Annotated in this window: 20 protein-coding genes; 9 read left to right on the top strand and 11 right to left on the bottom strand. The window is 55.8% G+C overall.

The window, feature by feature from the left end; all coding sequences use genetic code 11:
- The first annotated feature begins 106 nt into the window (after positions 1-106).
- Together VGK23_06140 and VGK23_06135 are read left to right on the top strand one after the other, a co-directional pair.
- Positions 107-949 (top strand): hypothetical protein, encoded by an 843-nt coding sequence (locus tag VGK23_06140; GenBank protein ID HEY3420115.1) that lies wholly within the window; start codon positions 107-109, stop codon positions 947-949.
- On the top strand, positions 946-2,082 hold the full coding sequence (locus VGK23_06135) for a hypothetical protein (protein HEY3420114.1): 1,137 nt from the start codon (positions 946-948) through the stop codon (positions 2,080-2,082). The genes VGK23_06140 and VGK23_06135 overlap by 4 nt, the downstream gene beginning before the upstream one ends.
- A 71-nt stretch (positions 2,083-2,153) precedes the next feature.
- Here the strand turns inward: VGK23_06135 and VGK23_06130 are convergent, their stop codons facing one another.
- The 8 genes from VGK23_06130 to VGK23_06095 form a co-directional block, all read right to left on the bottom strand.
- Positions 2,154-2,870 (bottom strand): SDR family NAD(P)-dependent oxidoreductase, encoded by a 717-nt coding sequence (locus VGK23_06130; protein HEY3420113.1) that lies wholly within the window; start codon positions 2,868-2,870, stop codon positions 2,154-2,156.
- A 200-nt stretch (positions 2,871-3,070) separates the two neighbouring features.
- Positions 3,071-3,253, bottom strand: a complete 183-nt coding sequence (locus tag VGK23_06125; GenBank protein ID HEY3420112.1) for a CxxC-x17-CxxC domain-containing protein — start codon at positions 3,251-3,253, stop codon at positions 3,071-3,073.
- A 218-nt stretch (positions 3,254-3,471) separates the two neighbouring features.
- A complete protein-coding gene (locus tag VGK23_06120) occupies positions 3,472-5,250 on the bottom strand; it encodes a M3 family oligoendopeptidase (GenBank protein ID HEY3420111.1) in 1,779 nt (592 codons plus the stop codon).
- A 102-nt stretch (positions 5,251-5,352) separates the two neighbouring features.
- Positions 5,353-5,568, bottom strand: coding sequence for a hypothetical protein (locus tag VGK23_06115; GenBank protein ID HEY3420110.1), 216 nt, complete (start codon positions 5,566-5,568; stop codon positions 5,353-5,355).
- A gap of 10 nt (positions 5,569-5,578) precedes the next feature.
- The gene (locus VGK23_06110; GenBank protein ID HEY3420109.1) at positions 5,579-6,034 is read right to left on the bottom strand and encodes a hemerythrin domain-containing protein; all 456 of its coding nucleotides are present in this window, start codon (positions 6,032-6,034) and stop codon (positions 5,579-5,581) included.
- A gap of 167 nt (positions 6,035-6,201) precedes the next feature.
- Complete coding sequence (locus tag VGK23_06105) at positions 6,202-7,197, bottom strand: hypothetical protein (protein ID HEY3420108.1); 996 nt, start codon at positions 7,195-7,197, stop codon at positions 6,202-6,204.
- Between the two features lie 81 nt (positions 7,198-7,278).
- Positions 7,279-8,391 carry a GTP-binding protein gene (locus tag VGK23_06100; protein HEY3420107.1) on the bottom strand — a complete coding sequence of 371 codons (1,113 nt, stop codon included), beginning with the start codon at positions 8,389-8,391 and terminating at the stop codon, positions 7,279-7,281.
- A 247-nt stretch (positions 8,392-8,638) separates the two neighbouring features.
- Entirely contained in the window at positions 8,639-10,420 is a 1,782-nt protein-coding gene (locus VGK23_06095; protein HEY3420106.1) for a hypothetical protein, read from the bottom strand.
- A gap of 192 nt (positions 10,421-10,612) precedes the next feature.
- Between VGK23_06095 and VGK23_06090 the strand changes: the two genes are divergently transcribed.
- The 5 genes from VGK23_06090 (at position 10,613) to VGK23_06070 (ending at position 15,722) form a co-directional block, all read left to right on the top strand.
- On the top strand, positions 10,613-10,936 hold the full coding sequence (locus VGK23_06090) for a DUF1801 domain-containing protein (protein ID HEY3420105.1): 324 nt from the start codon (positions 10,613-10,615) through the stop codon (positions 10,934-10,936).
- Positions 10,937-11,105: 169 nt separating this feature from the next.
- The gene (locus VGK23_06085; GenBank protein ID HEY3420104.1) at positions 11,106-12,056 is read left to right on the top strand and encodes a zinc ribbon domain-containing protein; all 951 of its coding nucleotides are present in this window, start codon (positions 11,106-11,108) and stop codon (positions 12,054-12,056) included.
- A gap of 106 nt (positions 12,057-12,162) precedes the next feature.
- Entirely contained in the window at positions 12,163-14,187 is a 2,025-nt protein-coding gene (locus VGK23_06080) for a DNA topoisomerase VI subunit B (protein ID HEY3420103.1), read from the top strand.
- Positions 14,180-15,304, top strand: a complete 1,125-nt coding sequence (locus VGK23_06075) for a DNA topoisomerase IV subunit A (GenBank protein ID HEY3420102.1) — start codon at positions 14,180-14,182, stop codon at positions 15,302-15,304. The genes VGK23_06080 and VGK23_06075 overlap by 8 nt, the downstream gene beginning before the upstream one ends.
- A 46-nt stretch (positions 15,305-15,350) precedes the next feature.
- Positions 15,351-15,722 carry a hypothetical protein gene (locus VGK23_06070; GenBank protein ID HEY3420101.1) on the top strand — a complete coding sequence of 124 codons (372 nt, stop codon included), beginning with the start codon at positions 15,351-15,353 and terminating at the stop codon, positions 15,720-15,722.
- On the opposite strand, the gene lysS is transcribed toward VGK23_06070, so the two are convergent.
- Positions 15,719-17,260, bottom strand: coding sequence for a lysine--tRNA ligase (gene lysS, locus VGK23_06065; GenBank protein ID HEY3420100.1), 1,542 nt, complete (start codon positions 17,258-17,260; stop codon positions 15,719-15,721). The genes VGK23_06070 and lysS overlap by 4 nt on opposite strands.
- 162 nt (positions 17,261-17,422) lie before the next feature.
- Between lysS and VGK23_06060 the strand changes: the two genes are divergently transcribed.
- A complete protein-coding gene (locus VGK23_06060) occupies positions 17,423-17,590 on the top strand; it encodes a preprotein translocase subunit Sec61beta (protein ID HEY3420099.1) in 168 nt (55 codons plus the stop codon).
- 55 nt (positions 17,591-17,645) lie between these two features.
- On the opposite strand, the gene VGK23_06055 is transcribed toward VGK23_06060, so the two are convergent.
- Positions 17,646-18,920 (bottom strand): cation:proton antiporter, encoded by a 1,275-nt coding sequence (locus VGK23_06055; protein ID HEY3420098.1) that lies wholly within the window; start codon positions 18,918-18,920, stop codon positions 17,646-17,648.
- Positions 18,921-19,097: 177 nt separating this feature from the next.
- Here VGK23_06055 and VGK23_06050 point away from each other — a divergent pair, with 177 nt between their 5' ends.
- Positions 19,098-19,634 carry an inorganic diphosphatase gene (locus tag VGK23_06050; GenBank protein ID HEY3420097.1) on the top strand — a complete coding sequence of 179 codons (537 nt, stop codon included), beginning with the start codon at positions 19,098-19,100 and terminating at the stop codon, positions 19,632-19,634.
- A 131-nt stretch (positions 19,635-19,765) separates the two neighbouring features.
- Here the strand turns inward: VGK23_06050 and VGK23_06045 are convergent, their stop codons facing one another.
- Positions 19,766-20,341: a hypothetical protein gene (locus VGK23_06045; GenBank protein HEY3420096.1), complete on the bottom strand. Its 576-nt coding sequence runs from the start codon at positions 20,339-20,341 to the stop codon at positions 19,766-19,768.
- Positions 20,342-20,442 lie beyond the last annotated feature (101 nt).

Here is a 20,442-nt window from a genome sequence, read left to right as displayed (position 1 = left end):
ATCAAGCCAAACGATCTTTTGGGCCTGGTACGCAGTACCGGCCTTTTTTTTCGAACATCATCCATAATGGAATCCATTATTACCGGGCAAGGCGTTGTTCGCGCCGATGGGACTCTTTTCCGATTCGAGATGGCAGCTCGTAGTTACCCGGCTGGGCATACTGGCATTCAAGATCGTCATAATCGTGATATTGGTGCTGGCGCTGATCACCCCGATGACCGGAGGGGTTAAGGTGAACGCTCCGGAGCTGAACAATGCGGCATGGAGCTTCGACAACGGTACTCTGAAGCTGGGTTCGTCGGTCGGTGTATACAACGGTGCGATGTTCGATGTCAAGGATTTCTTCCTCGTGCTAGGCATGACCGACGCCAATGCCACCAGCCTGGGCAATTACACCACAGGCCATACGGACATCCGCTCCGGTCAGTGGAGCAATCTGCCCTTGAAGATGACCATTGACCTAAACAAGATGAACGGCACCGCGCTCAGTTCCTTTGTATTCAACCAAACGAAGGTCAACATGGCGCTGGAGATCGGCGCCACCTATCCCCTTGGATGGGTCTCGGCCAGCATTGGAGGTAACTCCTCCACCGATTGGCCACCGCTGGTCTCTGACTATGGGATCGACACGAGCCATGCCCGGGTGAGCCAGAGCGGAGGTCAATACACGATGACGATCCCCTATCATGTCAGCGTCTCCAGCATGGTCTCCGGGGCCCCGATGGATCTCAAGGTGACCATGAGCAACAATTCCGGCGTGATGGCCACCAGCGACCAGCAGATCGTATTGCGTCCGCAGAACAATGGCAATATCGTTCTGAACCTCACCAGCCAGACCGGTCAATATCTGGCGACCCACTCGGATCAGCTGCATTTCAAGGTCCAGGCCGGTTTCATGTCGGCCTCGGTGTACAAGACCGTCGATTATCAATGGAGCCCGGTGCTATGAACGAGTTCAAGCTGGAACTAGGATCGGTATCGAAGGCCATTTGGGCGGTGACCTTTGCGGCGATCAAGTTCATCATCGTCCCATTCTTGATCTTCCTGGTCATCGGTTCGGTCCTCAACGGGTTCAATTCCTCTTCGGCCAGGCATCTGGCCCAGCTGTTCATGGACTATCGCATCTATATCCTGCTGTTCGGTGCGGCGCTGACGATATTGGCGGGTCTGAAAGGGTTCTATCCCAGGGGTTCGGTCTCCCGCCTAACGTTCGACATGGCAATGATCCCGTTCTATGTCCTGATGGTGTGGTCTTTCGACATGGGCGGGAGGATGGGTCCGGCCTTCAGCGATGCCGGTTTCCCCTTCAGGTTCGATCTGGTCCTGTGGCTGCTGACCCTGTTCATCGTCTTCAAATCGTTCTATAAGCTGGCGGAGTTCATCGATTTCCGCAGACCGTTCCTGGAATGGATGGCCAGGACCTACCCTGGGGTCGAATGGCCCGAGCCGCTCCCGGCGGAGGATCCGCAGCGGCACACGTTATTGCAGGATTTCCGCATCCGTTACGGAAGGTTCTTGCCGGGAATGGCAGAGGCGGACAGGGCGCTGCTCAAGTTCGTGATCTTCCCGCTGTTGTTCATCATCCTGCTTGGTGGGGTCATCCAAGCCACCCAGGGGATGCTGCAGGGCCTGGCGAACAGCATGGGCGGCAACAGCGACGGCATTCTCGGGCTGGGCTCGGCCACTCTGGACAGGCTGGCCAATCTGCTTCTGTACATCGGCCTGCCGATAGCCGTGCTGTCATTCTTCAAGGGCTTCTATCCCAAGGGCTCGGTCTCCAGGCTAACCTTCGCCCTGGTCGTGGTGGCGCTGATCTGCACTTGGATATTCTTCGCCGCGCTCGAAGGCCATGTCACCGTTTCGATGGACGTGTTCAACACCAACATCCATTTCAACCTCAACTTCGAACCGCTGCTCTGGCTGTTCATCTTCGCGGCGGCACTGTGGGGCATCTATTGGGCAGTTGAGGCGTTCATCTATCGGAAGGACTGGGTACAGAACGGGTTCAGGCCGGTGGACGACGCGCTATTGAAGCAGCAGCGCCGTGAACGGAAGGCCAAGGAGAAGGAGATGGGCCGGTAGTCAAGGAATGGCGTGGAGGGGGCGCAACGGACAGAGGGTGAACCCCTCGCCGTTCCAGCCTTCGTTCGTGCCTATGCCTTACCGTACACCGTGACCGCCGAACCGCTCACCGGTCTCATGTTGTCTGATACCAGGCCCATGATCACCATGGCTATCTCTGCCGGCGGTACCCATTTGGAGAAGTCGGCCTGCGGCATGGCCTTGCGGTTCTCCGGTGTGTCGATGGTGCTGGGCAGGACCGCGTTGACGTTGATGTCCAGTTTCCTTACCTCCTCGGCGATGGTCTCGGTCAATACCAGCACGCCCGCCTTTGAGACCGAATAGGCCCCCGACTTGGCCCGGTAGCGCTTCTCCAGGGCCGGACGGGCCGCTATGTTGACGATCTTCCCGTAATTTTGCTCGACCATCATGGGCAAGGCCGCCCGGCAGCACAGGAAGGCCGAGCGCAGGTTGACGATCAACATGTCGTCCCACTCCTTCACCGGGGTGTTCCAGATCTCCTTCCCTCCGCTGTAGGCGCCGACGTTGTTGATCAATATGTCCACTCGGCCATGTTGTTGTCTGACCGCGTCGAACAGTTCGGCGACATCCTTCTCATCGGTCACATCGGCCTTCCGGGGCTCGATCTTGTCCGCCTCGGTGCCGATTTCGTCACGCAGACCGGCCAATGACCCTTCGGTCCGATATGTGACGATGACATGTATCCCCTGCGTGAGCAGCCCTTTAGTGACCGCACTGCCAAGGGAACCCGTGGCGCCAGTCACCACCGCTATCTTCTCGTTTGCCATTGAGCAACCTCGGATGTCGATTGGCAACAGCTGATATTAGAGATTAACCTCGGAGAATGATCTGAACAAATCCTTAGGTTGATTGACCTTTCGGTGTTCTGAGGAATTTATTAGAAAAAGAACCCTGCCCCCTTTCGAGGACTGGGCAGACTGATTTGCCTATTTTTGATTATGGTTTTTGAAATATTTTTAGAACAGGTTTAGAACCTGTCCTTGGGCTTGTGCTTCTGGAAGCATTCCCTGCAGTAAACCGGCCTTCCCTCGGTCGGTTTAAATGGGACTTGGGTCTCGGCTCCGCAGTCTGAGCACTTTACGTTGTGCATCTCGCGCGGTCCGTCGTTCCTTGGGCGTCCATAGCTGTTGCCTCTGTTACCACCGTACATTTTTACTCTACCTTGTTTGTTTATATCTCAAAAACCGTGAAACGACTCTTGGGATAATAACACCAATAATGTACTAGTATTTAAATTGATTTTAATGAAGAGTGATTGGAGGAGAAGGACAATCGCTGGCTCATCGGCCTTTTCTGAGATCCTTCTCCAAATGTATGGAAAAACGGTTTGGTCCTGGATATCCCAGTGGTTCCTCCACCGACACCGGACTATTTGAGCGTACCCTCCAGCTCTTCGATGAAGGTCTCAGCTTGGATCATTCCCTTCTGCCACGATCCCTCCTTCCCGATGTCGAAACCGAGCCCCGATGCCAGATCCGCCGCGGAGCGGCTCGATCCGGCCGACAGCAGGCCCTTGAACTTGGGGACGAAGGCCTTGCCCTGCTCCTGGTACAGGCGATACATGGAGAACACGAACAGCTGGGCGAACACATAGGGATAGTTGTAGTAGCGGAGTTCCGGGATGTAGTAGTGCATCTTCATCGTCCACTCCCACTTCATCTCCGGCAGCCATTCCACCGAGTCCCCGTACACATCATCCCTGGCCTTGACCCATAGCGACGATATCGTCTCCCCGTCCAGATATCTTCCGTCCCGGATGGCCTGGTACAGGCTCTTCTCGAAGAAGTACCGGGCGCTCACCTGGAAAGCCGCCTGCCCGAACCCGTCCATGACCTGGGTCAGGACCGCCTGCTTCTCCTTGACGTCCTTGGCCTTGCCGATCAGGTGATCCGTCAACAGCAGTTCGCCGAAGATCGAGCCGCACTCGGCTATGCAATAGCTGATGGCGGTGTTGGTGGCCCGCTGCGCCCGGGAGGTCAGGTAGGCATGCATGGAGTGCCCCATCTCATGCGCCTGCGTGTAGACATCGTCCAGGCGGCCGTTGAAGCTCTGGAGCACATAGGCGGACCGGCCGCCGTACCAGTCAGAACAGAATGCGCCGCTGACTTTGCCCTGGCGCACCTCAGCGTCTATGTGCTTCTTCTGGTACATGTCCTCGGCCCATTCGCCAAGCTGGGGATCGAAACCGCCATAGGCCTTGACGACCGTCTCATGCGCCTGGTCCCAGGTGAAGGTCATCTTGGGCGCCTTGGGCAGCGGTGCCATGATGTCCCAGTTGCCCAGTCGGTCCAGGTCCATCATCTCGGCCTTGAGCTTGAGGTACCTGCGGTACACGCCAACATTGTCCTTCATGGTGGTCATGAGCGCATCGACGGCCTCCGGTTCAACGTCATTATAGATGAGGCTGGACGTCTCCGGTGTCGGGTACTTCCTCAGGTCGCAGTTCTGCAGGTGGTCATCGCAGATCGAGCGCAGTGCCGTGGACCAGATGATCTCGTCCTTGCCCAGCCGTCCGTACACGATCCGGTTGGCATCCCTCCTCAGTCTCCTTTCCGGCGATCCGTACAATCCGATTATCTGCCCGTAAGGCAATCTCTTCCTCTTCCCCTCGACCTCTATCGGGAACGTTCTGGTGCTGAGCCATTCCCTTTGCAGCTGCGACCAGGCGTGCGCGCCGTTCTGGTCCTTGGACATGATGATCTGCTCTTCCTCCTCGGAGAGCAGATACGGGGCTGCCCTGAGGGTCCGTTCCAAGGCATGCCTGAACTCGGCCAAGACCGGGTCCTTTACCAGTTCCGGTCTTTGTTTTAGCAGATAGCTCAGCTCGATGTCCATAAAAGCGAGCTGCTGACCGACCTTGGTGCCGGCCTTGCTGACGGCGTCGTTCAGCTGTTTCGAGACCACATCCGTGGTGTCGGCCGAATACCTCAGGCGGCTGTACATGATGGCGCCTTCATATCGCAGCTGCATCTCTTCCTTCTGCTCGAAGAGCGCCTTCAGACCCTTGGCGTCCAGGTCCTTGATATTGCCCCGGTATTCGGTAGCCTTCTTTCCGGCCTCCTCCACCAGTGCGTCGAGTTCCTTGACGATCTCCGATTGGTCTGTGCTCTTGACAAGCTGAGACAGGTCCCATTTGACGTCGTTCATGAGCGAAACTCCTCAGTTCTCCCGGAAGGGACGGTCAAGACCAAATAATTACTGCCCGAAGGACCCTGTTCGATGACCGGCATCCTCCAAGGATCTATAGTGCTAATAGCGGTCTGGGCGGTCATTAGGGATCCGTTTCTTGACCGGTATGTCTTCCCTGAGGTCCCCGGATCCCCATCTTTCATCCAACGGCGGGGAGCCCTCCGGGATGTAGACCCGGGTCATCATCGGGCTGTGGCACTGCCGGTCCTGGCAGATGAAGAGGGGCGGCTCCGCCCCGTGCGGTTCCTTTTCGATGCCATGCTGTTTCTTCTTCATTCTGCTGCCCCTACGCCTTTAACAGCTGACCCATCTCCTGAGCCTCGACCTTGTCGAATACCCTTCCCAGCGCATCTAGCTGGGCATCTGTGAAGTATTTCGGGGCGGCGGGTATGACTATGTTCTCCTCCTTGCCCATGTGGATGGCTAACAGTTCGGCTATCGGAGAGAGCCTCGGCAGCCATACTTCGTCGTCACAGTTTGTCGCCCACAGCACATCGAACAGGTCGCGGATCGCCTGGTGTTCCTCCAACAGTTCCAGGGCCAACGGTCTCAGTTCGGTCAATTTTGCCATCTCCTTGATGACGGTGTCCTCCTCGGCCAGGAAATGGGCGGAGACCTTCCGCCTGAGGTCGGAGAATGTTCTCCTCCTCAGTTCGAAATCCTCCCTGGAGGTCTTCTGCAAGGTCGCAATCATGCTTCTGAACTCGGTGTGGTCGGTCTTTATCGAATCGGCGATAGACATCTTGATTCCATCTGGGGAAGGTCGCGATGCTGGCGGCGAGTCCCTGAACCTTCTTCCTAGGTCTCGATATTAGTAGGTTCTCCGTTGAAAAATGACCCATGCCACGTGTCGGCCACCTCGACAGCGCCAAGGCCGTGGCCGAGGTGAGGAAGAGCGCTTGCGGGACGCTATTGCGTACCCTTTTCTCCGAGGATCGCTGCCAGGTCTGGGCTCATCATATAGACCGGAAAGAATCCCAGGATGTCGTGCCTGACCACCTTGAAGTACATGGGCATGTGCTCATCCAGGTCTTCGATACCGGTCCCCCTGACATCATGCCGTGACCTCAACAATGACAGTTTTCTCCTAAGCATGTCCTCCGCCATCCTCCGGCTCGAAAGGCCCTGTGTGACCCTTACCAGTATGAACTGGGATAGGAAGATCAGGACAATAGGGGCCATCACCTTCGCCAGGTCTACGTTGGAATCACCCCTCAACATCTTGATGGATGAACCGGGCAGGAGCATGGCGATGACCAGCGAGGCGACGAACACTGACAGGACCAACACGGTGAGGAAAACGTTCCTGAACCGCCTGACCGACCGGCCTTTGAGGACATCCTTGACCGATCTTCCGATCGACCACACCTCTTCCAGGAAGCCAACGTCGTAGGGCTTGATCCTAACGATCCCGATGTAGAAGAGGATGATCCCGGCCGATTGCAACAACAACAGACCAGTGACCTCTGCGGTGAGCACCTGGCCGATGATCCCAAGGTACAGGATCAGGGAGATGTCGAACGAGAATATGGCGACGACGCCGAACGCCATCGGCTGGGAGTTCATGAAGAAACCGTTCCACATGGCCAGGCCGAGCAGCTCCTTGTTTTCGATGACATTGGCCTTGTCCAAACGCAGCTTGCGCTCCGCCGGTTCACGGACCTTGGAGGGCCTGGTCGTCGGCATGATCAGGAAAAGGACGGAGAACACGCAGAACAACAGGCTGGACAATATCCAGACCACCGCGTATTGATCGGTCATCAGAAAGGCGGTCAGGTTCAGCAGGAAGAACACGCCGACGGTGGCAGGAAGCGTCGCTTTCCTCTTTTCCCTATTCATATTGGAGAGCATCCCCTCCCAGTAGTCCATCTCCGCTGCATCCGGTCGGTCATTGTCCGTCGTCAAAATGGATCACCTTGAGATGAATCAGGTGTAACGTCGCTACATCCGAAAGCCTTTCCTCCCGGGCAGCCCGTTCTGACCGATTCACTCCCCGGTCCTCTTCACAACGATGTACAGTATGTCCCGGTCCTGCAGAACATGGTCGAGTCCGACCATCTGGCCGGGGAACTTGGCGCTCTTTCCCCAAACCAGGGAGTATCGGAAATTCTGCCTGAATATCCGATGCAGGGAATCGCAGACCTCTCCGATGGTGGCGCCCCTCCGGATGATGAGCGGTTCCTTCATGTCCGCTTCCTGCCCCTGTCTCTTCAGGTATATGCGGATCAGGTCTATGGATTCGAAGATGCGGGCCTTCAGCTCATCTATGCCGACCTTGCCTTGGGCCGAGATCGGCACGGGCTTCCAGTCCTTGAACTTCTCCATGACCGCGTCTACGTGGGTCTTGTCGGTCAGGTCGATCTTGTTGATGGCCAGGATGGCCTTGGAATAGACCCGGTTGCCGGTCAGGACATCGATCAACTGGTCCACGTTGACGTCCTCTCTGATCACGACCTCGGCGTTCGTGAAGCCGTACTCCGAGACGACCGCGGTGGCCAGGTCTATATCGATCTTGGTCAGGGTGACGGTTGGCTTGATCTCGATGCCGCCTGACTCGGTCCTGGTGATAACGACATCCGCCGGATGCGTGTTGATCCGTATTCCAGCCGTTTCCAGTTCCCCGGTCAGCACCTGGAGGTTGGTGTCGAAGGTATCCAGAACGAACAGGATCAGGTCCGCGGAACGGACGACGGATAGGACCTCACGTCCTCTCCCCTTGCCCTTGGAAGCATCCCGTATCAGACCTGGAAGGTCCAATATCTGGATCTTGGCGCTGTTGTACTCCATTATGCCGGGAACGACATCGATGGTGGTGAAATCGTAAGCACCGACCTCGCTCTCCGCCCCAGTAAGCCGGTTCAATAATGTGGACTTACCGACCGACGGGAACCCCACCAGTGCCACGGTGGCGTTCCCCGACTTCTTGACCGAGTAACCTTTCCCTCCGCCGCCACCGGTGGAGCGCCTCTTCTCCTGCTCATCCTTGAGCCTGGCGATCTTCGCCTTTAGCTTGCCGATGTGGTACTCGGTGTGCTTGTTGACCTGGGTCTTGGCGATCTCTGCCTCCACCTCTTTGATGGAATCCTCGATGGTTGCCATTAGCAATCACCCACGGGTCGGAATTTCGGATAGGATATTTGTGAACGTTTGGAAATGAACATGTTCCTTCTCTGAGTAAGACGCTTCAATACCGGACACCATTATATGATTATTGGTACAGGTTCCAACTGGATTGGGGCTTCGGATGTCTTGCCCCCAGAGCTTGACCCCATGTCCATATTTCGGTGGATCAGGCATGGAATTCCGGATGATAGCGGATAGGCATGTCGTCCGAACCATATCGCCCCTATACCTGAATGATCTTGGCCGAGTTCCATTTCGATGAGATCTCGTCGGGGATCATTCCCGCCAGATATCCTTCGCTCGTGCTCTCGCAATAGTAGTATTTCACCCCTAAGAACGTGTAGTAGGTGTAGGTGTGATACATGCCAGAGAACTGCCCGGCGACGCCCACAGCCATATGTCCGGAGTCACCATTGGATCCATCATACTCCAGCAATACGCCGTCATATCCTAGTTCAGGTGTTTGGATCAGGCTCAATAGAAGGATCGAGGTACAGTCACAGTCTCCCACTCCATCCACCAGGGTTTCCACCGGATATCGCAGGTATTCGACATGTCCGGTGGTGTTGAGATCGAGACCGTATGGGATCGACTGGACGAATGCCATTGCCAGGTTCAAGGTCTGCTCCTGATTATATCCCAACGAAGCAGCGTACTTCTTGATTTCCGAGGCTGCCTGCCTGACAAAGTCCGAGCTGGAATTTACGTGGGCGGCGAAATTGGGGTAGAGAAGGTTCAATGGCTGCCCGTTCTCGTTCTTTTGTGCATAATAGGCGGGTCCGGAGATGCTCAGGTTCAGATGAAAGCCGTGTCCGCCATAGTTCCACGAATAGCTTCTCAATAGGTGATCGAATCCCTTGAAGAATCCGGATGTCGTGCTCCAAGGGCTATGATAGTGATCGTTCGATGCCATCACTCGCCAGTGGTATGTTACATTATCCTGCAGATCTGTGGCTCTGTACTCCGAGGACAGAGTCAAAACATCTATGGCCGGCGAAGAGAAATTGCTGGAACGGTCCACCTGAAGTCGATAGACATATGCCCCATTGACGTCAGTCCAGTTCAATGTCAGATTATCGGCAGTGATCATCGCATCATCATCGGGTCCGGTCAATGACGGGGCAGGAAGTCTGATGTTGACATGGAAGGATCGCGCCGCGGTCCATTCGCTTTCGAGCTCGCCGTTCGTCGACATCACCCTCCAGGAGTATGTCTCCCCGTTCTGGTATTGGTAGTTGATAGGGTAGTTCGTCCCGTTGGTCAAGGTGTCTATTACGGGGGATGAAAAATCGCGGTCACTGTCCACCTGAAGCCGGTACAGCGCAGCATGGTCCACGGCCGACCAGAGAAATGACAGATCCGTGTTTGTGACCAATGAATCGTTCAGTGGTGATATCAAACCGGTCGTACCTAAGGCGGTTATCTTCAAGAAGCTCTTGACCGAGGTCCAGTTCGATGGTGATCCCGCTCCTCCGGCCCCTACCTTCCAATAGTATGTGCCGTCTGTCAAGTTCATTCTGTAACAGTTACCATCCGTCTGGGCGGTGATGGGATGCATGAACGTAGGACCGGTGTCGAGCATGATCTCGTACATTTTTGCGTTCTCTGCCGGTGTCCAGATCAATTGGATATCATCGGTTTTGATCACCGAACCATTATCTGGAAAGACCGAATCGAAATCTCCCACAGCGATCTCCTTGGTGGAGGCTTCTCCGTTAAGGCCGCCATTATTTATCTTGAACCATCCAGATACAATTCCCGCTGAAATGATGAGGCAGACCACTAGGAAAACGCAGGCCACCGCCCAAGCCTTCCTGCCTGAACCTCTCGATCTGGAGATATCATGGGCATCGGTCCCTCCCACGGGAACCCTGGCCTGAAAATTATGCGGATCTATCTGTTCGTCCTCTGCGGGAGCCAGCCTGTCTTTGACAGGAACATAATCATCATCAAGAACACGATAGATATCCCGGTTTGGATCGGACCTTCCTTCCTCGTCGACCATGATCTCCCCACCTAGTTTCGTTGGTGCAACGTTGAATTGACTGCGCTTTACGCAACTTAATGGTTCGGACCACAATCACGATAGGTGAATCAAATACCGATCATGAACTCGATCCATTGAGCGTGTTCTCATGGAGCCATCGAAATGTTTGGGTGGCAAGGTTATTATCATGGCTGATCCGGTCGTTCGTCGATGAAGCCTTCCCCCAAAGATGTGGACGAGTACATCGAGAACGCGCCAGGTGGTTCCAGGTCCAAGTTGCGCGAGCTTCGCGCGGCCATCAGGGAGATCGCTCCTAACGCACCAGAACGGATCAGCTATGGGATGCCCACCTATGGTGAGAAAGGGCGGACGGTCTACTTCGGGATAGCGAAGGCTCACATCGGTCTCTACGGGTTATCGGCCCGGTCATTGAGAGGTACAAGGAAGAGGTCGGCCCTTACCTGGCTTTCAAGGGAACGATCCGCATTCCCCTGGACAAGGACCTGCCTATGGACCTCATTAAGAAGTTGGTAAGGGCACGGATGGAAGGGGATTGAAATGCATCATCGTCCAATCCGATCCGGTCCATCATTTTGCCACCTGCATAAAAACCACTCAAAGAGTTCAGGAATGAAGTGGAAACCCTTCCGCTGTTCTCAAAAGATTTAAAGGTTGAACACCTGATTGCGCGTCAATGTCGTTTATGGAAAGCTTCAAGAAATTCAGGAAGCAGAAGTACGCGGTGCCGATAGGGCTCGCGGTGACCGTCCTGCTCACCCTGGCATTGACATTGTATGCAATTTCCTTGTGTTTCATTCCCATGCTGATAGCCCTGATCGCGTATGGCATACCATACTACTTCGGGCTCAAGAACCGGAAGAAACTGGCGGTCTTCGGAACGCTCCTGATCCTGTTATTGGGCGTGGTGTTCGGCCTCAACATCTACTACTACATCAACGGGTTCAACGGGCAGGTGCTCCACTCGGAGAACAACGACCTCATCGCCGGTCAGGTCGCTCCGGTGAAGGGATTGCCCAGCGATTCCTACAATTTCACCGTCGAAGTGGTGAACGGTAATAACGCCAGCATCGTATATCTGCTGGCGGTCAATGGGGCTTCGACCACCACTCTGAACTATTCCATGAGCTACGTGGGAATGGATGGTACCAATGCCATCTTCTCCAAGACGCTTAACAATCTGACGGAAGGGATATATCAATTCCAGTATCAAGGTCTGATCCCGGGCGGATATGTGCTGACGGATTCCGGATTAGGTCCGATCGCCATGAGCTTGGACGCGGTCTTCTGGTCATACCTGCAGTACGGGATCATATTCATCGGCCTGTTCCAGATCGGCCTGCTGTTCTACCTGCTGCTGGTCCTGACATGGTGGATGGACCGCTCGAAGTCCAAGATGGCCGAGTTCGACAAGGCCCGCAAGCAGGAAAAGAAGAGCGAGGACGGACAGAAGATGGTCGACAAGTTCATCTGTTCCGAATGCGGAGCGGACGTTCCGCTCGACGCGAAGGAATGCCCCCGCTGCGGCGAGAAGTTCGAGGAATCGGTGGAACGGGAATGCCCGTTCTGCAAGGCCAAGGTCCTCGAGTCCGATGTCAAATGCTGGAACTGCGGCAAGGAACTGCCAAAGAAGTGAGCTTTCCCGTCAAACCCCTTACTTTTCTCCATTTTTTTAAGTATCTGCCCGCGGATACTGCCCGCTGGGATGCATTCGTTCAGTCATATCTCGAGAGGGTGATGCCGTGAACTCCATAGCAGATGAGCTGGCAAAGAAACAGAAGGAGATATCCGTCTCCGAGTTCTTCGAACGCAACAGGCAGATCCTGGGTTTTGACTCCCAGGTCAAGTCGCTGATCATGGGCGTGAAGGAGGCGGTGGATAACTCGCTCGACGCCTGCGAGGAGGCGATGATCCTGCCCGACCTCTACGTGCGAATCGAGAAGGTGGAGGCCAACGAGTACAAGGTGACCGTGGAGGACAACGGTCCCGGCATCATCAAGAAGGCCATCCCCAACGTCTTCGGGCGGCTTCTTTACGGTTCAAGGTTCCACGCAGTGCGCCAGTCCCGCGGTCAGCAGGGTATCGGTATCTCCGCCACCGTCATGTTCGGCCAGATCACCACCGGCAAACCGGCCACGGTGCGGTCCAAGGTGGCGCATGAGGACACCGCCTGGGAACTCGACATCATGGTCAACACCAAGAAGAACATGCCGGACGTCTTCAAGGAGAACCCGGTCATCTGGGACGGCAAGGAGCACGGCACCCGGATCGAGTTCTTCATGAACGGCCGCTATATGACCGGCAAGCAATCGGTGATGGAATATCTCAAACAGACCGCCATTGTCAATCCCCATGCCAAGATATCCTTCGTCGACCCGGAGGGAAGGCGGATAACGTTCGAGAGGGCCACCGACCTGCTGCCTCCGGCGGTGAAGGAGATCAAGCCCCATCCGGAGGGCATCGAGCTCGGCACCCTGATGAACATGGCCAACGAGACCAAGGCGAAGACATTGTCCAAGTTCCTGCAGACCGACTTCTGCCGCATAAGCGACCGTTTGGCCAAGGACATCTCAATAAAGGCCGGGATGGAGGAGGACCGGACCAACATCCGCAGCTGGGACCCGGAGAAGAACAAGAACGGTCTCAAGCTCGAGGATTACAAACGTCTTCTGACCGCCATCGGGGCGGTGAAGATCATGGGTCCCCCGACCGACTGCCTTTCCCCGATCGGGGAGAACCTGATAAGGAAGGGCCTGAAGAACGTCCTGGTGGACGTGAGGCCGGAGTTCTACTGCCCGCCGGTCACGCGCGACCCCAAGGTCAATGCCGGCAACCCGTTCCTCATCGAGGTCGGTATCGTCTACGGAGGGGGCATCCCGGCCGACCAGCCGGTCCAGTTATTGAGGTTCGCGAACCGGGTGCCGCTGATGTACCAGCAGGGTGCCTGCTGCATCACGAAGGCGGTGGAAGCGGTGGACTGGCGCCGGTACGGGCTGGAGCAGCGCGGCGGCAACGGGATACCGTTCGGGCCGGCGATCATCATCGTCCATGTCGCCTCCACCAAGGTGCCGTTCACCTCCGAGGCCAAGGAGGCGATAGCCAGCATACCGGCGATCCAGAACGAGATAGAGATCGCCCTCAGGACCTGCGGCCGTACCCTCAAGACCCATCTGAACAAGAAGGACACCAAGGCCCGCACCAAGGAGAAGTTCGACATCGTCCAGGTCATCCTGCCGCTCATCGCCCAGAAGAGCGCCAAGATCATCGACAAGCCGGTTCCCTCACTTTCGGGCACGATCACCAAGATCATGAACGTGGTCTGGATCGATGACGATGTCACCTATGAGAAGGGCCGTCACAAGGTCCGGGTGACCATCTACAACTACACGCCGCACGGGCAGCGGCTCAACATCCACATGGTCCTGCCCAAGGGCGCGTTCGACTATCAGGGGCTGGCCATGTTCCCCAAGGAGGCCAGGGATGACGGGAAGACGACCTGGGAGATCAAGACCATCCCCTCCACCGGCAAGGTGGAGATATCGTTCTACCTGAACGGCCTGGACCAGGAGGCCTACGAGGAGAACGAGATCTATTCCAGCGGCATCAACCCGGTCTCGGTGATCGGTGCCGATCCGCTGCCGGGCGACTGGGACGTCAAAGGCCTCAACATCACCGAGGTGGCGCCGGTCGAGCCCGAGAAACCGGACGCCGAGGATGAGGATGAGGTCGACTATGATGAGAAATCGGAGGCGCTGAGCGATGACTGAGACAACCGAAGGGCAACCGGAAAAGAGGGTCGACAACAAGGCGGTGGAGGCGCTCTTCTCCGTGGCGAACTCCATCTACGACCAGATCGACCATGGGAAGATCCCGAAGATGGTGTTGCCGCTCAGGACGAAGAGCAACATCCGTTTCGACCCCAAGCACGGGGTGTTCAAGTACGGTTCGGCCACCGGGGCCAGGACGGCCAAGAAGACCAACGGCGCGATGATGCTCCTTCGTACCATGTACACCCTTGAGCTCATCGAGGACATGATCGACAAGAACAAGTCCTCCACCCTTAGGGAGATGTACTACATCTCGGAAGGCTGGGGCAAGGCCAAGTTCCACAGCCAGGATGAATCGAACCTGCTCGCCGAGGACCTGGAGATCGTCACCAAATGCATGCGCGAGGACTTCAAGCTCAGGCCGGAGGAGAACGGGGCCAGCGTCATCGGCAACATCACCATCGAGGAGTTCGACCGGAAAGGCCGGATAAAACGCATCAACTGCCTGGACGACGTGGGCGACTCCGGATACGGCATCCCGTACAACGTGGAGAAGGAGAAGGTCAAGCTAATCGAGAGCGGGGCCGATTTCATCTGTGCCATCGAGACCGGCGGTATGTTCGACCGTCTGGTGGAGAACGGGTTCGCAGAGGACTACAACTCGGTCCTGGTCCATCTGAAGGGACAGCCGGCCCGCAGCACCAGACGGTTCATCAAGCGTCTGAACGAGGAGATGAACCTCCCGGTCATCGTGTTCACCGACGGTGACCCCTGGTCCTTCAGGATATTCGCCTCCGTTGCCTACGGGGCCATCAAGACCGCCCATATCAGCGAATATCTGGCCACCCCATCCGCCCAGTTCATCGGCATCACCGCGACGGACATCATGCAGTACAACCTGCCCACCGACAAGCTGACCGACATGGACGTCCGGGCTCTGAACGCGGAACTGAACGACCCCCGCTTCAATGACCGTTACTGGAAGGACGAGATCGAGACCATGCTGAAGCTGAACAAGAAGGCTGAACAGCAGGCGTTGGCGAAGTACGGTCTCGACTTCGTGACCGACAAGTACATGCCTGACAAGCTGAACGAGCTCGGTCTACTGAAGAAGTAGACCGGTCATCTTATTATCTCAGCAGGGCAATGGCTATACGGTTCCTATGACCGACGGTAATCGCAGGTTCAACAGTTCCGGGATATCCACAGCGGCGGTGCTGCTGTCGGTGGCAGTCGCCATAGTAGTATCCTTCGCGCTGAATAACTGGTGGCTATTGGTGCCGGTGATCCTCCTGGAGCTGGGCGTGTTCGTCCTCATCCTCGGGTTCAGCCTCGGAAAGCCAGCCCAGGGGATGCCCTGGACAAAATCGGACTCGAACTACTTCCTGTTCTGGGGAAACCTTATGGCGATGATCGGGGTGGTCCTGATCATCAACACCTTCTTCCCCGGGTACGTGGTCATACTGATCGTGGTGCTGCTGGTCTGGTTCGCAGTCGTGGCACTTCTGTTCTCCCTGAGGAGAAGGCAGGCCTAAGAGCTGGCCTCGGCCAGCCTCTTCATCACGAAGGACTTGTCCAAGGTGGACAGGAAGTATCCTAGGCGCGGTCCCGATGTGCGGGAGACGAAGATCTTGTATAATGCCTGGAATGCCGCTTTGGGCAGGATGCCCGCTCCTTTGGCGTTGTCGTAAACGGCATTGTGTATCGTGTCCGGGTTCCAGTCCGCTCCGGCCAGGGCGTCGTGCAGCATGGTGAAGTAGGCCTTCTCCTGGGTGGACAGTTCCACCTCGGGCATCTGCTTGGCCACGGCGAACTTCACCTCATCGGGTGCGAAGTTGTCCAGCCAATAGCGGACGCACTGGCAGCGCTCCTTGAGCACCTCTGTGTCCTCTGGTGCCGGCGGCATTAGTCCCTCTGTCCTGTTGATGATCTTCATTATGCCTTCGAACGTCTCCGCGGTCTGGACCACATGGACCAGGTGGCGGTATGGAACCTGCATCGGCAGCTTGGTGCGGACGCACTTGGGCTGGGCGATCTCGTAGGCGCGGAGCAGGTCCTTCTCCTTTTCATCCGCCCCGCCCTTGAAGTAGAGCGATTCGACATGGTCGTACTCGTCCACAGCGTCCAGTATGCCCAGTCCGGGATCGTAGTCGATGTGCCGGTCGGGATTGTAACGGAGGACGCTGAAGTTGAGCACCGGGGCGGGAGTGATCTTCAGCGCGTCGGTCCCGGTGACCACATGTCCGGTGGACTTGTGCATCTGCCCCTTGCCCTTGAACTGGATGAACTCGTAAGGTATCGGGTATGGCGGGTCGATCCCGAAAAGCTCCTTGCAGAACCGGACCCCGCTCTCGTACGAGCCTCCCGCGGCGGCATGGTCCTTTCCGAAAGGTTCGCAGGTAACGCCGAATATCTTCCACTTCGCGGCCCATTCCAGCCTCCAGGGCAGTTTGGCCTGGCCGATCCTCAGGTCGGCCTTGCCCTCGTGTCCGCAGTGGCACTTGTAGTGGACGTAGGGATATTCGTAGGAAGTGACATGATCGGTGAAATGGCCGCACGATCCGCACTGCGGCGATACCGGCCAGAAATTGGCCGGGACTTCTCTCCCGGTAACTTCGCGGAGGATCGTCGCCACTTTGTCCTTCTCACGGATCACCAGGTCGGTCAGCTCGGCGAACTTGCCCTCTTCGTAGACCTTGTGCGTCCAGAAGACCTCTGGATGTATGCCCATCTCGGCGATGGCGTCGAGGAAAGGCTGGATGAAGTGCGCTCCATAGCTCTCGTGGCACTTGTCTCCTGGGCAGGGGATCTGGCACAGAGGCCTGCCGATCTCCTTCTCGTAACATTCGGGAAGGAACGGGTACCTCTTCCGCAGGGGATCATAGTCATCGACCAGATAGATCAGCTTGACGTCGGCTCCCTGGTCCAGCAGGGCCTTCACTACCGCGTTGGCGGTGATCGCTTCCCTCAGGCTGCCCACATGAATATGACCAGAAGGGCTGATCCCGGTCGACAGCAGATGCTTTCGACCCTTTTCGAGCAATGACTTGGCGATGACGTCTGCCCACTGCATGTTTATCGCCGGGGCAAACGCACGAGCGTTAATAAACCCTGTTCCCAGCGAATATTACTGCGGTCTCATGACGGTCGCTTGTTGTATTCACGAAATCCATCATCCAGATGGAATACCTCAACGTTTTTATATGCGATTTCTGGTTAGAGTTCAGGTATCAGCATGCCTAAGGACAAGAAAGGGTCGGGGTTCCAATCCGCTGCAGGTCTTATCAGGTACTTCGACAGTGAGGACGAGAAGGCACTGAAGATCAGCCCCTACATCGTGATCGGAATGATCGTCGCCACCATTGTCGTTGTCTCTGTGCTCAAGGTAATCTTCCCGACCTGAGACCGGTTCCATTCAGGGAACGGCATGGTCGTTTTGTTTTACGGATCAAGAAGTTTCAACGATCCCGGAACTTTAGCTGTCCATCTGCGTCGTCGCGCTCGATCGTTTTCTCCTTCTTCTTGAACTTGGCCTTGAACGAGTATGTAAGCAATGCCGGAGCGACCAATGTCGTCACCAATGACATGAAAACGACGACGGCATAGATGCTGTCGGAGATCACATTCATGCTCTTGCCGAGCGTGGCGACAATGAGTCCCACCTCGCCTCTTGGGACCATCCCCACTCCGACGATCAATGCCGATTTTCCCCCCAGATTCCTGGACCCAAGTCCGCAACCTATTATCTTGGTCAATATGGCAATGATGGTCAGACCTATGCCGATGAGCAATGCGTCAGAATACGACGATAGATTGACCTGTATTCCCACGAAGATGAAGAAGAAAGGAACCAGGAACTCGTTGATCGGTTCGAACTTCTCCTTGCATGGCCATCTGTCACTGAACTCTGCAAAGGCCATGCCTGCGAGGAAAGCGCCGATGATGGCTGCCAAACCGAACGAGGCGGCGATGAATGATAGGCCGAAACAGACTATCAGTGCCAATGGCAGAGGGCTTACGATGGCGGAGGGTGTCGGCATGAGGGGATGCTCGATGTCGACCTTCTTCTCCTTGGTCTTCCGCACCTTCGGGATGACCATGCCGCCAATGATTATCACAGCCAGAACGAACAGAACGCCTTCAATGGCAACGATCGCTGTCTGGGTTACATCTGTTCCGGACCCTCCCGCGATGCCTACGACCACGGCGAGCACGAGCATCCCCAGCACGTCATCGATGACCGCCGCACCAATGATGATGCGAGACTCGACGGCATCGCTGAGGCCCATATCTCCTATCACCCGGGCGGTGATGCCAACACTGGTGGCCACCATCGCAGCGGCCACGAAAAGGGCAGGGACGAGGCCATACCCAAGCCACGTCATGAAGAGATACCCACCGATCAATGGGAAAACCACTCCGAGCGATGCTACGATGAACGCGGTCTTACCCACCTTGCGCAATTCACTGAAAGGGGTGACCAGTCCGACCGCGAATAGGAGGAAGATAACGCCAAGCTGGCTGAACACGTCGAAGACCTGGTGATCGGTCCCGAGCTGCAATGCGGTCACCATACCGCTGTTGCCGATGATTATTCCCACAATGATCTCGCCGATCACCACAGGTACCTTGATCAATCTACAGATCACCGCCGCAGCCATGGCAAATGATATGATTACAAACAGCTGAAGCAGAACCTGCTTGACCAATTCCTGATCTACGATCCACTCCATGTACGCATCCCGAACCCAATATCAGGATATCCATATTTATTCTTACAATCGGGTTCCGGGTTTCCGCGTCTGCTCGTTGCCCCGGTCTCCTCACTGAATCATGACTTCCGTTATTGTTCTGCCAAAAGCAATAAGTAGCTAGCCCCTATCGCCGAAGCAAGCAATAGGGCGTGAAAAATGTCGTTATGGAAGAAAGTACCCTCAGGTCGTAACCCTCCAGAGATAGTCAATGTCATCATCGAGACCCCGAGGGACAGCAAGAACAAGTACGAGGTATCCAAAGAGTATGACTGCATACTGCTTGACAGGGTGCTGCATTCATCGGTCGTCTATCCCCATGCCTATGGACTGATCCCTCGTACCTATTATGACGACGGAGACCCGATCGATGCCATGGTCATATTGTCCGAGCCCACGTTCCCGGGATGTGTCGTGGAGGCGCGCCCCATCGGTGTGCTGAAGATGAGCGATGAGAAGGGGCGGGACGACAAGATCCTGTGCGTGGCAACCGGCGATCCCAGGAACCAGGACTACTTCGACCTCAAGGACATGCCCAAGCATATGCTGGACGAGATATTCGAGTTCTTCAAGAGCTACAAGCGTCTGGAAGAGGGCAAGGGCACCACTGTCGAAGGATGGGCCGGCAAGGAAGTTGCCATGGAAGAGATCACCTACTCGCTGAACCTGTTCCGCAGCAAGTTCGGTTACAAGTGAGAAGGCACATTCCTATCCGCAAACAGAGATCGTCATCAAACGCTCCTTAAAACAGTTCCCAGGTGGAACGTTAAAGTCACGGACAAAATGGCGATCTCTGAACAAATAGTTCTTCGTTCGGAGTCGGGCATTCATCTCGACATGTTCGACCGTTTCGGATGGGCCTTCTTCGTCCTTTTCCCTCTGTTAAGATCGATGACCCCGATCGCCATGGCCACCGTGGATGCAAGAGCTATTATGGACCATACCCATCCGATCACCGTCATCTGTCCATTTTGACCCCCTATGTTCAGATGATAGTCAACGACCACCGGTCCGGTCGAATTTACTGAAAGGCCGTTCACGATCACCAGGTAGTAGTTCCCTGAGGTCAGGTTCCCTGTCTTCTCAGCATGACCGACGTCCAGGAAGGAGAATTCCGGATCCCATGGGAAAGAATTCAGTGATTCCAGATTGGCCAATTGGTATTGATCGATCAGGTAGACGGAAACGTTTCCTCCGGACCTAACGGACACGCTGTAATCGATGTTCGCCGTCCCCACTACATTCACTGGAAGCGCGTTAAAGTTTTTTTCGGCGATCACCTCGCCGTTTCCCGACAACGGCGGTGAGCCGCTCGTGCCTCCGATAACGATCAGACAGAAGATGGCTATGACGAACGAGGCAGCTGCAAATCCGATGAAACTGTAACTCCCTCTCGAGCGCAAAGTATCTCCACCTTGCTAGGCTCCTTTTCGACGATATAGGTTACCGTCCGATTATCATGGATGATTGTTCCTTCGGTCTTGAGGGAATCGCGATATCTCGA

The sequence above is a fragment of the Methanomassiliicoccales archaeon genome, assembly GCA_036504055.1.
Taxonomy (GTDB): Archaea; Thermoplasmatota; Thermoplasmata; order Methanomassiliicoccales; family UBA472; genus DASXVU01.
The sequence above is the reverse complement of the archived record's forward strand: the minus strand, read 5'-3'. Positions and strand labels throughout refer to the sequence as shown.